Annotated in this window: 11 protein-coding genes and 1 riboswitch; of the genes, 7 read left to right on the forward strand and 4 right to left on the reverse strand. The window is 65.6% G+C overall.

The annotated features are described in order from the left end of the window. Positions 1-194 precede the first annotated feature (194 nt). Complete coding sequence (locus tag HWQ56_RS07955; RefSeq protein WP_176570155.1) at positions 195-605, reverse strand: hypothetical protein; 411 nt, start codon at positions 603-605, stop codon at positions 195-197. Positions 606-943: 338 nt separating this feature from the next. Next, positions 944-1116: riboswitch (yybP-ykoY riboswitch) on the forward strand. 7 nt (positions 1117-1123) lie between these two features. On the opposite strand from HWQ56_RS07955, the gene mntP reads away from it, so the two are divergent. Continuing rightward, entirely contained in the window at positions 1124-1687 is a 564-nt protein-coding gene (mntP, locus tag HWQ56_RS07960) for a manganese efflux pump MntP (RefSeq protein WP_158159061.1), read from the forward strand. A gap of 19 nt (positions 1688-1706) precedes the next feature. Here mntP and HWQ56_RS07965 read toward each other — a convergent pair whose 3' ends face one another. Then, positions 1707-2603 carry a DMT family transporter gene (locus HWQ56_RS07965; RefSeq protein WP_176570156.1) on the reverse strand — a complete coding sequence of 299 codons (897 nt, stop codon included), beginning with the start codon at positions 2601-2603 and terminating at the stop codon, positions 1707-1709. A 175-nt stretch (positions 2604-2778) separates the two neighbouring features. Between HWQ56_RS07965 and HWQ56_RS07970 the strand changes: the two genes are divergently transcribed. Beyond that, on the forward strand, positions 2779-4107 hold the full coding sequence (locus tag HWQ56_RS07970; RefSeq protein WP_176570157.1) for an aminotransferase-like domain-containing protein: 1329 nt from the start codon (positions 2779-2781) through the stop codon (positions 4105-4107). A 132-nt stretch (positions 4108-4239) separates the two neighbouring features. After that, complete coding sequence (locus HWQ56_RS07975; RefSeq protein WP_176570158.1) at positions 4240-5400, forward strand: hypothetical protein; 1161 nt, start codon at positions 4240-4242, stop codon at positions 5398-5400. A 6-nt stretch (positions 5401-5406) separates the two neighbouring features. On the opposite strand, the gene HWQ56_RS07980 is transcribed toward HWQ56_RS07975, so the two are convergent. Together HWQ56_RS07980 and HWQ56_RS07985 are read right to left on the reverse strand one after the other, a co-directional pair. Beyond that, the gene (locus HWQ56_RS07980; protein WP_158158568.1) at positions 5407-6303 is read right to left on the reverse strand and encodes a DUF2167 domain-containing protein; all 897 of its coding nucleotides are present in this window, start codon (positions 6301-6303) and stop codon (positions 5407-5409) included. 77 nt (positions 6304-6380) lie between these two features. After that, positions 6381-7124, reverse strand: a complete 744-nt coding sequence (locus HWQ56_RS07985) for a substrate-binding periplasmic protein (RefSeq protein ID WP_176570159.1) — start codon at positions 7122-7124, stop codon at positions 6381-6383. A 180-nt stretch (positions 7125-7304) separates the two neighbouring features. On the opposite strand from HWQ56_RS07985, the gene HWQ56_RS07990 reads away from it, so the two are divergent. From HWQ56_RS07990 to HWQ56_RS08005, 4 genes are all read left to right on the forward strand, one after another. Further along, complete coding sequence (locus HWQ56_RS07990; protein ID WP_176570160.1) at positions 7305-7919, forward strand: LbetaH domain-containing protein; 615 nt, start codon at positions 7305-7307, stop codon at positions 7917-7919. Between the two features lie 87 nt (positions 7920-8006). Beyond that, positions 8007-10067 (forward strand): DNA polymerase III subunit gamma/tau, encoded by a 2061-nt coding sequence (gene dnaX, locus HWQ56_RS07995; RefSeq protein WP_158158743.1) that lies wholly within the window; start codon positions 8007-8009, stop codon positions 10065-10067. A 74-nt stretch (positions 10068-10141) separates the two neighbouring features. Next, complete coding sequence (locus HWQ56_RS08000; RefSeq protein ID WP_158158741.1) at positions 10142-10468, forward strand: YbaB/EbfC family nucleoid-associated protein; 327 nt, start codon at positions 10142-10144, stop codon at positions 10466-10468. A 709-nt stretch (positions 10469-11177) separates the two neighbouring features. Next, the gene (locus HWQ56_RS08005; RefSeq protein ID WP_158152651.1) at positions 11178-12212 is read left to right on the forward strand and encodes an NADP-dependent oxidoreductase; all 1035 of its coding nucleotides are present in this window, start codon (positions 11178-11180) and stop codon (positions 12210-12212) included. The last annotated feature ends 32 nt before the right edge of the window (positions 12213-12244 follow it).

The following is a 12244-nucleotide window of genomic DNA, read 5'->3' on the forward strand; positions in this document are numbered from 1 at the left end:
CGGACATCTTCCTATGGCGAGCATTCTCGCCTAAACGGGTGTCCGGTTTCATTCGACCGCTACACCATGTGCCGAACTATTAAACACCACATTCGGCACCACCGGCCGCATCCCCCGCGCAGCCCAAGGCATCATGACCGGCGGCGAGTTGACCACAAGCATCGCAATCAACAACGCCAACTGATACCGACGCATCACCTATACCGCCCGTGAGTAGGATGTTCCGCGTCCACCAGCAAGTGCCCGCTCAACGCGCGAATCCGGCTTTCCGAGTGGTAGGCGCCGTCGTCGTTGTAGCGCAGGTAGCTGCGGTTGCACGCCGTGCATTGCCATACGCCACACTGGTTATAAGGGTGGTAGAGCGGGGCGATGGGCGCTTCGGCGGACCAGTAGCTGGTGCCCTGGGGGTGGTATTCGTCCAAGGTGGCTTCTTCTTCCTCGAATTGGGCCAGGGTGCCGATCTGCTGCAATTGTGTTTCGCGCAGGGTCACGGGCCAGCCTTCCCAGCCGGTCAGGGGTTTGAGGGTGCACTCGCACGGTTCAGTGATAGCGGAGGTTTGAGTGGCCAGGTCGAGGAGGGTGGCGTAATCCATTACGGCTTGCATGGGAATTCCTTGTTCTTTTTTGTGTAGGGCTGTTGAACGCGATGTTCGCCGCCTCCCTGCAGGGCCGGGTGATACTCGGGAAAACTACGCCGCGTATAGCCGTTTTACCGCGGTGCTGCTTTCCCATGCTTCACCCGGCCCCACGAGGAGGCGTGGGAACGAGTTAACAGGTCCCCCCACATTACCGCTGCCTAGCAATTTCTGAAAGGTGGGGTACTCCACCTAGCCGGCTGGTGTGCGTATTACGCCCTTGGCGGTTTCTGGTCGCCCTTGCTTATGCATGACCGGCAACCTGTTCATCTTCATCACATTTTTTTCATCTGTTTCAGGCTATGATGCAAGCCTTCGTTGGGGAGTAACCTGTTTCAGGCCCGGTGCCTGAAGCGTTCGCATCAACATTCTCGGCCACCTGCCGTGGTGCGAACACCCATTTGGGTTGGAGAGACCAGCGACACTGCCATGCCGATAGTCGGGCGTGTGGCTGTGTCGTTGATTCCTGGCCCGACTGGAAGTGAACCGTGAATCCCGTTGCCCTCGTTTTTCTTGCCCTTGCCATGTCCACCGACGCCTTCGCGGCGGCGATCGGCAAAGGCTCCAGCCTGCATAAGCCGCGCTTTATCGAGGCCCTGCGCACCGGCCTGATCTTTGGTGTCATTGAAGCCATCACGCCCATGATCGGTTGGGCCATCGGCCATGCCGCCACCCGCTGGGTGGAGAACTGGGACCACTGGATTGCGTTCACCCTGCTGGTTGCCCTGGGCCTGCACATGATCTGGAATGGGGTGAAGCACGAGGCCGAAGAGGAAGAGAAACCTCAGCAGCATTCCTTCATGATTTTGGCGGTGACCGCCGTGGCCACCAGCATCGATGCGCTGGCGGTGGGGGTTGGCCTGGCCTTTGTGAACGTGAACATTCTGGTGGCCGCTGCCGCGATCGGCCTGGCCACCATGACCATGGTGACCCTGGGCGTGATGCTGGGCCGGGTGCTGGGGCATCTGGTGGGCAAGCGGGCGGAGATTGTCGGGGGCGTGGTGCTGATGCTGGTGGGCGCCACTATTCTTTACGAGCACCTGAGCGCGTGATGCATTACCCGGCTGCGGGTCATCGCGCAAAGCGCCGCGCCCCGACCACGCAGCCGATCACCCCCACCGTCACGGCCAGCATGCCCGGGCTTACCTGTTCACCCAGCAAGGTGGCCGCCAGGGCCAGGCCGAAGAACGGCTGCAGCAATTGCAATTGCCCCACCGCTGCAATGCCGCCCTGGGCCAGCCCGCGGTACCAGAACACAAAACCGACGAACATGCTGAACACGGACACGTAGCCCAGGCTCCACCATCCCGCCGCATGCACCTGGGTGAAGCTGGCGGGCATCAGCAGCCAAGTGGCGATGCCCATGAAGGGCAGCGACAGCACCAGCGCCCAGGAAATCACCTGCCAGCCGCCCAGGCTGCGCGACAGCCGCGCGCCTTCGGCGTAGCCCAGCCCGCACACGATGACGGCGCCCAGCATCAGCAGGTCGCCCAACGGCGCGGCGGCCACGCCCTGGGCCAGGGCGAAGCCCACCACCAGCGCGCTGCCCAAGGTTGAAAACAGCCAGAAGGCCGGACGTGGCCGCTCGCCGCCACGCAGTACGCCGAACACCGCCGTGGCCATGGGCAGCAGGCCGAGGAAGACGATGGAGTGGGCGGAGGTGACATGCTGCAGCGCCAACGCGGTCAACAGCGGAAAACCGACGACCACGCCCAGGGCGACCACCACCAGGGGGATCAATTGCTCGCGGGCAGGGCGTCGCTGCCTGAACATCAGCAATACGCACAGCGCCAGCAGGCCGGCCAGGGTGGCGCGGGTGACGGTGAGCCACAGCGGGCTGAAGTCCAGCACGGCCAGGCGGGTGGCGGGCAGCGAGCCGCTGAAGATCAGTACGCCGATGAACCCGTTGAGCCAGCCGTTGCTGGTGCGGATGAGGGGAGTGGTGGGAAAAGGCCCGGTCTGTTCCATGATAAGTCTCTAAGGGTGAAGGTGCTGCCAGGGATGCGAGGTGCTGTACGAAATGCATCCCTGCTCGGCCATGCTGCGTTGAAAACAGGCTCGCCTGGCTTCGCTGGAATCCAGTTCATACAGACCCTAGAGTGTGTGGGTAGTACAATCAAATAATTGTCATGGATACATCCGTATGCCCACCTCGCGCTATCAATTGCTGGTCGACCGCTTTGCCGCTGATATTCGTGCCGGGCGCTTGCAGGCGGGCGTGCGTTTGCCCACCCACCGTGCGCTGGCCCAGCGCGAAGGGGTGGCGTTGGTCACGGCGTCGCGGGTATACGCGGAGCTGGCCGCGCTGGGGTTGGTGAGCGGTGAGACCGGGCGGGGCACCTTCGTGCGCGAAACGCAGCTGCCACCGGGGCATGGCATTGATCAGGCGACCGTGGCCAGGGGCATGCTGGACCTCAACTTCAATTACCCTTCGGTGCCCGGCCAGGCCGAGCTGCTGCGCACGGCGCTGCGCAACCTGGCCGCGGCGGGCGACCTGGAAGCCCTGCTGCGCTACCAGCCCCACGCCGGGCGCCCGGTGGAACGCGCGGCGGTGGCCGACCACCTGGCGCAGACGGGCCTGCACGTGAGCGCCGAGCAGGTGCTAGTGGTGACCGGCGCCCAGCATGGGCTTGCCGTGGCGGTGCTGGGCCTGTTGCAGCCCGGGAATGTGGTGGCGGTGGATGCGCTGACTTACCCGGGCTTCAAGATTGTCGCCGAAACCCACCGGGTGGAACTGGCGCCCATCCCGGCCCGGGGGCAGGGGCCCGACCTTGAGGCGCTGGATGCCTTGTGCCGGCAGCGTCGGGTGCGGGCGGTGTACTGCATGCCCACCCTGCAAAACCCTCTGGGCTGGGTGCTGGACCGCCCGCAGCGCCAGCGGCTGGCCGAGATTGCCCGCCAGCACGACCTGATACTGATCGAGGACGCTGCCTATGCGTTTCTGGTCAGCGACGTACCGCCGCCGCTGGCGGCGTTCGCCCCGGAGCGCACGGTGTACGTGTCCGGCTATTCGAAAAGTGTCGCGGCGGGCCTGCGGGTGGGTTTCGTGGTGGCGCCGCTGCGCTGGGTCGCCACGCTGGAGCGGGTGATTCGCGCCACCAACTGGAACACCCCGGGGGTGATGACCGCCATCGCTTGCCAGTGGCTGAAAGATGGCACCGTGGCCCGCTGCGAAGCGCAGAAGCGCCTCGACGCTCAGGCGCGCCAGGCCTTGGCCGCGCAGGTACTGGCCGGCATGCCGACGGTGGGCCACCCCAGTTCCTATTTCCTGTGGCTGCCATTGCCCGAGGACATGCGCGCCGACCAGGTGGCCATGGCGCTGATGCGCGAGCAGGTGTCGGTGTCCACCGCCGAGCCGTTCGCGGCGTCTGCCCAGGTACCCCATGCGCTAAGGCTGGCGCTGGGCTCGGTGCCCCTGGGGGCGTTGCGTGGGGCACTGGAGCAGGTCAGGCGGGCAGTGGGTGATTATTGAGGCTCGGCACGTATGACAGTCGCCTGAATGCTTTAGGAAATTTCACTCCAACCCTTGGGAACGGTCCCGCTTCTTTCTCTCGGGGCTTTGCCTAGAGTCTGCGCTCTGGACCAGCCGTGCGAGACCCGCCCCATGAGTGAACAACCCGCCCTGCACATCGAATACGTGGACGCCGACCCCGTGACACAGGCGCTGTGCCTGCGTTATTGGCGCGTGGAGGGTGGGCGCTTCGTCGAGACCGTGGCCAGGATCTACCGCGACGAAGGCATCAGCCAGACCGAGTTCACGGCCCTGGTCAAGCGTCACTCCCGGGCCTGGTCGACGGTCATCAAGTGCATGCGCTGTGGCGAACCGATGCAGTTCGCCACCCGCAGCGACTACATTTCCCGCGCCGAGCGGCGCCTGTTCCGATGCCCGGCGTGCATCGCCACCGAGCAGGAGCAGCTGGAAACCGCCAAGCGGCTACGCATCATCGAGGCCCTGGACCGGGGCATGGCCAACGCACGGCCACTGGCGCAGCTGGACCCCCGCCATTGCCTGTACCTGTGGGCACTGCTCAAGTATGCCGGCAGCGAAGACCTGGGCTACATTCGGGCTTACTGCAAGGTTCGCCACGAGCGCCTGACGCCCATGCGCGACTTCGACCGTGAGCTGATCAACGAACTGTGGCGCAACGGTGTGATCGCCGTGGACCCGGACTCGATTTCCACCGCGGTGGAGCTCGACAGCGAACAGAATGCCCGGGTGCATTTCACCGAGGTGCAGTGGCTGCCCACGGTGCGCGGCGCCAGCGGCGTGTTGCTGTACGAGCTGCTGGAGGCCCACGTGCTGGATCCCGGCTTCATCACGGCGGGCGCCGCCTCATTGCAGGCCTGCTGTGATCACCTGGCGTTGCTCGAATGCCTGGCGTTCCTGGAAATGGCGCTGGAGGAATATCGCCTGGGTTACCGGGCGGGGGAGAAGACCCGGGCGATGATCGTCACGGCGTTGAAGGTATTTACCGTGGCCCAGGTGTGCAACATTCTGTTCCGCGCCGCGCGCGATGCGGCCGCGTTCTACCAGCGCGGCGGGGTCAGCCGCGACCATGCGGCGAAGTCGGTGGTGGGCAGTTTCGAGCGGTTGATGGAGAAAAGCATCGCCAACGAATGGGTGGTGACCCCCTTTCGCCGCAACTACAACTTGCCGCAATCGGTGCTCAGCCGGCTGTTGTACAACCGCTTGCTGGGCACCGATGACGGTGGGTTCACCGGCGGCGGGAGCCTGTTGCAGGGGCACGCCGCGGCGGTGCCATAGGGCGGGTCAGCCGTTGCGCTTGAACAGCTTGCGCAGGAACGCGCCCACGGCCACGACGCCGACGATGATGAACTTCTTGAACGCCAGCAACAGCACGCCCAGCTTGGCGAACAGGCCGGCCTTGCTGGCCACGCCGCCGGCGACCAGGGCCGCCAGGCCATAGGAGGCCAGTTTGTCCGTGGCCGGGCTGTAGTCCGCGTAGCGGTTGCCATCGGTGAAGTCGGCAAAGCGCATGACCTGTGGCAACTCACGCTTGATGGTGGGCAGGTCGTTCATGGTCGCGACGGCATTGAGTTCCAGCACGCCTTTGCGGCCCAGTACGCGAATGCTGTAGTTCAGGCTGTTGATGTCGGCGTGGTCGGCCCTGAGCTCCTTGGCCCAGTAGATCTTGTGGGTCTGGCCGTCGTAGTGCGGCGGCTCGGCCCAGCCCACCAGGCTGATGCCGTCATAGCCTTGTTCGCGGCGCTGCTTGTTGTCGTCCTCGTCCTCGGCCTGCATGTCCTTGAGCAATTGGCCGTAGTCGATCTTGGCGGCGTCGTCGTCGGAAATATGACCGTCTTCCTGGTAGCTGACGATCACCCCCCAGCCACGTTCCGACAAGGGGTTGGTGGCCTTGGGGACGATCATGCCCAGGGTTTCGATACCGGGCGGGTTGCCCCAGCCGATGTTGAGCACGCGCTCGGTGTCTTCCGGGGAGAGGTAATAGAAGTCGCCGTTGAGCGTGAGGGTGGCAATGCCACCGGGCAGCTCGATGGTGCCGTGCTGGGGCTTGAGCGAGGCCAGCAATTGTTCGGCGGTCATGTGTGGCTGCGCCTGCGGGGTGCCGGGCGGGGTGGCGGCGTGGGCAGGCAAATGGACGGCGCACAGCAGGGCTGCGGCCAGGAGGGGGCGCAGGTATTTCATCGTAGTCCCTTACATTTGGTATCAAATTTGACGCACAGGATACAGAGACGGCTGCGTTGCCACCAGCGCCTAGGGTCTCAGGGCGCTGCCGCCTGGGTGTAGTGCTCGACCAGCCGATCGATTTCACCGCTCATCTTCATGCGCAGCAACGTGCGCAGAATGCGTTGCACCGGTACCGCCGGGTCATTGCGCACGTAGCAGCCCAGTGCCTGCTCCTCGACGAAGGCCACCGGGCGCAGTTGTTGCGCGGCGGGCAGCAGGTGGTTGAACCAGTCCAGCGACAGCTGGTTGGCCACGGCATAGCGATAGCGCCCGGCCTGCAGCTTCTGTAGCACCTGGTCCTGGCTGCGGGCGTCGTCGCGGCTCAGTTGGCCGCTGGCGAAGCGCGCCTCCAGGGCGTCATAGGTGTAGCCCAGCACCGTGCCGATGACCTGTGGGGCGAGGGTGGCCAGGTCCACAGGGGCATTGTCGCCAGGCTGGGCCACCAGGTAGTCGCGCTGGGTGATCAGCGGCAGGCTCCAGATATAGTCGCCACTCAGGCCCGGCAGCCACGACTGGGCGGCGTAGCAGCGCACATCCACATCGCCGTGCTCCATGGCGGCGCCCAGGCGCAGGCGGGCAATCACATGGAATTCGGCGGGCGCGCCCACCTGTTGGGCGAGGCTGCGCATCAGATCATAGAGAATGCCCTGGACGGGCTGGCCGTCCACCACCTGCGCCAGGGGCATGGCCCAGCTCTCGGCGATGGGAAAGCGCAGGGGGGCTTCAGCCCCCAGGCAGTGGCCAGCGACCAGGGCCAGCGCGGTCAAGGTCAGACGCATCGGCTGCTCCGTGCCATGAAAAGACGTGCACGCCATAGCGTAGCCACTATCTGCCTGGCCGAGATGAAAAGGGCAGCATTGCCGGATGCTTCCGGCTTCTGCTTGGGAAGGGTCTGATGGTCGAGTTTGCCCGCCTTGCCTATAGTCGCTGTTCCGACTGGCACCACGGGGGCATTTCCCATGTTTGACCTGAGCGAATACCTGCACGATTTCACCTTGCCTGCCTGGCAACCCTGGGCCGGCATGACGCCTTGGGCGCTGGTCGCCGATGCCCCTGGCCAGGTGGCGGCCTGGCTGGCGATGCTTTCCCCCCACGACTACCGCATCGCCGATGGCCAAGCCATTCATCGCACGGCCACGGTGGAACCTGGCGCGTTGCTCAAAGGGCCGCTGGTGGTCGGGCCAGGGTGTTTCATCGCTGCCGGCGCCTTGCTGCGCGGTGGCTGTTGGCTGGGGGAGGGGTGCATCATCGGCCCCGGGGCGGAATTGAAGACGTCTTTCGTCTTCGCCGGCAGCAAACTCGCCCATTTCAACTTCGTCGGTGACTCGGTGCTGGGGCGGGATGTGAACCTGGAGGCGGGCAGTATCGTCTGCAATTACCGTAACGAGCGGGACGACAAGCAGGTGCGGGTGCGCCTGGGTGGCGCGCTGGTGTCCACCGGCAGCGACAAGTTCGGTGCGCTGATCGGCGACGGTGCGCGCCTGGGCGCCAACGCCGTGCTGGCCCCGGGGGCCCTGTTGGCACGCGGGACGGTGATCGGCCGGGCGGCGCTGTATGATGCCGAGGCGCTGTAATACAGGTTACGCGAGCCATTGGATGCTTTTTTGCCCCTGCTCCGCTACGATTAGCGGTCTTTGGCATTCTAGTTGCGACGGTTTTCGATGAGTTATCAGGTTCTTGCACGTAAATGGCGTCCGCGCTCCTTCCGCGAAATGGTTGGCCAGACCCATGTGCTCAAGGCTCTGATCAACGCGCTGGACAACCAGCGGTTGCACCACGCCTACCTGTTCACCGGTACCCGCGGGGTGGGCAAGACCACCATCGCCCGTATCATCGCCAAGTGCGTGAACTGCGAAACCGGCATTACTTCCACCCCGTGCGGTGAGTGCTCGGTGTGCCGGGAGATCGACGAAGGGCGCTTCGTCGACCTGATCGAGATCGACGCCGCCAGCCGCACCAAGGTCGAGGATACCCGCGAACTGCTCGACAACGTGCAGTACGCGCCAAGCCGCGGGCGCTTCAAGGTCTACCTGATCGACGAAGTGCACATGCTCTCCAGCCACTCGTTCAACGCCTTGCTCAAGACGCTGGAAGAGCCGCCGCCCTACGTCAAGTTCATCCTCGCGACCACCGACCCGCAGAAGCTGCCGGCCACCATTCTGTCGCGGTGCCTGCAGTTCTCGCTGAAGAACATGACCCCCGAGCGCGTGGTCGAGCACCTGAGCCACGTGCTGGGTGCCGAGAACGTGCCGTTCGAAGACGATGCATTGTGGTTGCTGGGCCGCGCTGCCGACGGTTCCATGCGTGATGCCATGAGCCTGACCGACCAGGCCATTGCCTTCGGCGAGGGCAAGGTACTGGCCGCCGACGTGCGGGCCATGCTCGGTACCCTGGACCACGGCCAGGTGTATGGCGTGCTGCAGGCGTTGCTCGAAGGGGATGCCCGTGCGCTGCTGGAAGCCGTGCGCCACCTGGCCGAACAGGGCCCGGACTGGAATGGCGTGCTGTCGGAAATGCTCAATGTGCTGCACCGCGTGGCGGTGGCCCAGGCCCTGCCGGACGCCGTGGACAACGGCCATGGCGACCGCGACCGCGTGCTGGCGGTGGCCCAGGCGCTGCCCGCCGAGGACGTGCAGTTCTACTACCAGATGGGTTTGATCGGGCGCCGTGACCTGCCGCTGGCCCCGGACCCGCGCAGTGGTTTCGAAATGGTCCTGCTGCGCATGCTGGCGTTCCGCCCGGCGGATACCGGCGACGCCCCCAGGCCGGTGTTAAAGCCGGTGGGGACCAGCCAAGCCACGGCTGAGTCCCCGCAAGCCCCGGCTATCGCAGCTGCTCCGGTGGCCATTGCTGCCCCGGCGCCGGCCCCAGCGCCAACACCGGTCGCTGCGCCTGCGCCCCCGCCAGCACCTGTGTCGGCGCAGGCAGCGCCCGCGCCCGTGGCCGAAGAAGTCGACCTGCCGTGGAACGAGCCCAAGCCCATCGAGCCGTCGCCGGCGCCGGCGGTCGAGCCCGACCCGCTGCCCGTTCCCACCGAAGAGCCGGTGCTGGACGTGGTCGCCGAACAGCCCGCCCTGACGCCAATGCCGACGCCAGTGCCCGCCAGCGTGGTGCCGCCGGCGCCGGAAGCCGATTCGCCGCCCATCGAGTACGTGCCCGCAGGCATGGACCGCGACGACGAGCCGCCGCTGGACGAAGATTATTACGAGCCCGACGTCGACAGCGCTTCGTATAGTTACCTGGACGACCTGGCCAGCGAGAGCGTGCCGGAGCCGACGCCTGAGCCTGAGCCGTTGCCGGCCTCGAAGCCGGCCACGGGCCTGGCCCTGCAATGGCTGGAACTGTTCGCGAAACTGCCGATTTCCGGCATGACCGGCAGCATTGCCGCCAACTGCAGCCTGATCGCCGTGGACGGCGACCACTGGTTGCTGCACCTGGACCCGGCCCACAGTGCGCTGTTCAACAGCACCCAGCAGCGGCGCCTGAACGACGCCCTGAACCAGTACCACGGGCGCACCCTGACGCTGACCATCGAGCTGATCCGCCCCGAGCAGGAAACCCCGGCCCAGGCCGCCGCCCGTCGGCGTGCCGAGCGCCAGGGCGAGGCCGAGGCGTCCATCCACAGCGATCCGTTCATCCAGCAGATGATTCGGGAGTTCGGTGCGGTGGTGCGTGAGGATACTATTGAACCTGTCGAGGCGTTGGTCAGCCAAAGCCAGTAACCCGTTAACCACGTGCGGTACGTTGCCTTGGCGCGTGCCGCACGGCAAACCAAACAACCGATGAGGTGATCCCCATGATGAAAGGTGGCATGGCCGGCCTGATGAAGCAGGCCCAGCAGATGCAGGAAAAAATGGCCAAGATGCAGGAAGAACTGGCCAACGCCGAAGTGACCGGGCAATCCGGCGCAGGCCTGGTCAGCGTGGTGATGACCGGTCGTCACGACGTCAAGCGTGTCAGCCTGGATGACAGCCTGATGCAGGAAGACAAGGACGTGCTGGAAGACCTGATCGCCGCGGCCGTCAATGACGCCGTGCGCAAGATCGAAGCCGCCAGCCAGGACAAGATGGGCGGCATGACCGCCGGCATGCAACTGCCGCCGGGCTTCAAGATGCCGTTCTAAGGCACCTTGCGCTGCACCCCGATGCCAGGCTCATGCCTGGCATCGTCGTTTCCACCACCGCGATTCCCCCGGTAGCAGCGGCCCCGGCCGCGTCACGAACACCGCGCAACGTCAGGCCCACCGCGTGCATCGCCGACGCGGCCAGGTCCGCTGCTACGCGGACGAGGTAGCAGCGGACCTGGCCGCGTCACAAACGCCGCGCAACATCAGGCCCACCGCGTGCACCGCCGACGCGGCCAGGTCCGCTGCTACGCGGACGAGGTAGCAGCGGACCCGGCCGCGTCACGAACGCTGCGCAACACCAGGCCCACCGCGTGCACCGCCGACGCGGCCAGGTCCGCTGCTACGCCGACCGCTGTAGCAGCGGACCCGGCCGCGTCATAAACACCGCGCAGCATCAGGCACACCGCCTACACCGCCGACGCGGCCGGGTCCGCTGCTACGCAGACGAGGAAGCAGCGGACCCGGCCGCGTCACGAACACCGCGCAACGTCAGGCCCACCGCGTGCACCGCCGACGCGGCCAGGTCCGCTGCTACGCGGACGAGGTAGCAGCGGACCTGGCCGCGTCTCGAACGCCGCGCAACATCAGGTCCACCGCATATTCCCCTCAAATGCCTTCACCCAACACGGTGTCGCTGCAAAAGGTTGAACGCCTTCAACCCCGTCACGGTCTGGTCTAGAGTGTTGTTCTCACCAAGGAGCCCCCCATGTCCCAGGACCTGATCCTCAACCAGCGTTTCGTGCTGGCCTCGCGCCCCAAGGGCGCGCCAACCCCCGAGAATTTCCGCCTGGAACGCCAGGCGTTGCCTGAGCTGGAAGACGGCCAGGTGCTGCTGCGCACGCTTTACCTGTCACTGGACCCCTACATGCGCGGGCGCATGAGCGACGCCCCTTCCTACGCCGCCCCCGTGCAGATTGGCGAAGTCATGACCGGCGGCGCGGTCAGCGTCGTCGAGCAGTCGCGCCACCCGAAATTCCACCCCGGTGACCAGGTGGTAGGCAGTACCGGCTGGCAGACCCACAGCATCGCCAAGGGCGATGACCTGGTGGTGCTGCCCGCTGGCATCCCGTCGCCCTCGCTGGCATTGGGCGTGCTGGGCATGCCCGGCATGACCGCCTACATGGGCCTGATGCACATCGGCCAGCCCCAGGCCGGAGAGACCCTGGTGGTAGCCGCCGCGTCGGGTGCCGTGGGCTCCGTGGTGGGGCAGGTGGCCAAGTTGAAGGGCTTGAAGGTAGTGGGCGTGGCCGGCGGTGCCGACAAGTGCCGCTACGTGGTGGACGAGCTGGGCTTCGATGCCTGCGTCGACCACAAGTCACCCACCTTCGCCCAGGACCTGGCCGCGGCCTGCGACCAGGGTATCGACGTGTACTTCGAGAATGTCGGCGGGGAAGTGTTCGAAGCGGTGATGCCACTGCTCAACCCGCGCGCCCGAATCCCGGTGTGCGGGCTGATCGCCGCCTACAACGCCACCGATCTGCCCGAAGGCCCCGACCGCTTGTCGCTGTTGCCGCGCCTCTTGCTGACCAAACGCATCCGCATGCAAGGCTTCATCGTCTTTGACGACTTCGGTGACCGCCATGCCGAATTCCTCGCCGCCATGGTGCCGTGGGTACGGGACGGCAAGGTGCGTTATCGCGAGCACGTGGTCGAGGGACTGGAGCAAGCGCCCGAAGCGTTTATCGGCCTGCTGCAGGGGCACAATTTTGGCAAGCTGGTGGTCAAAGTGTCTGAGGCGTGAGCATTTGACGCCACCCCGGGGCGCGGGTATAA

Source organism: Pseudomonas eucalypticola (genome assembly GCF_013374995.1).
Taxonomy (GTDB): domain Bacteria; phylum Pseudomonadota; class Gammaproteobacteria; order Pseudomonadales; family Pseudomonadaceae; genus Aquipseudomonas; species Aquipseudomonas eucalypticola.

What these genes read in the sequence shown, in the direction of transcription:
- HWQ56_RS07955 (WP_176570155.1), bottom strand. Translation starts at nt 605, where the DNA reads ATGCAAGCCGTAATGGATTACGCCACCCTCCTCGACCTGGCCACTCAA.
- HWQ56_RS07965 (WP_176570156.1), bottom strand. Translation starts at nt 2,603, where the DNA reads ATGGAACAGACCGGGCCTTTTCCCACCACTCCCCTCATCCGCACCAGC.
- HWQ56_RS07970 (WP_176570157.1), top strand. Translation starts at nt 2,779, where the DNA reads ATGCCCACCTCGCGCTATCAATTGCTGGTCGACCGCTTTGCCGCTGAT.
- HWQ56_RS07975 (WP_176570158.1), top strand. Translation starts at nt 4,240, where the DNA reads ATGAGTGAACAACCCGCCCTGCACATCGAATACGTGGACGCCGACCCC.
- HWQ56_RS07980 (WP_158158568.1), bottom strand. Translation starts at nt 6,303, where the DNA reads ATGAAATACCTGCGCCCCCTCCTGGCCGCAGCCCTGCTGTGCGCCGTC.
- HWQ56_RS07985 (WP_176570159.1), bottom strand. Translation starts at nt 7,124, where the DNA reads ATGCGTCTGACCTTGACCGCGCTGGCCCTGGTCGCTGGCCACTGCCTG.
- HWQ56_RS07990 (WP_176570160.1), top strand. Translation starts at nt 7,305, where the DNA reads ATGTTTGACCTGAGCGAATACCTGCACGATTTCACCTTGCCTGCCTGG.
- dnaX (WP_158158743.1), top strand. Translation starts at nt 8,007, where the DNA reads ATGAGTTATCAGGTTCTTGCACGTAAATGGCGTCCGCGCTCCTTCCGC.
- HWQ56_RS08000 (WP_158158741.1), top strand. Translation starts at nt 10,142, where the DNA reads ATGATGAAAGGTGGCATGGCCGGCCTGATGAAGCAGGCCCAGCAGATG.
- HWQ56_RS08005 (WP_158152651.1), top strand. Translation starts at nt 11,178, where the DNA reads ATGTCCCAGGACCTGATCCTCAACCAGCGTTTCGTGCTGGCCTCGCGC.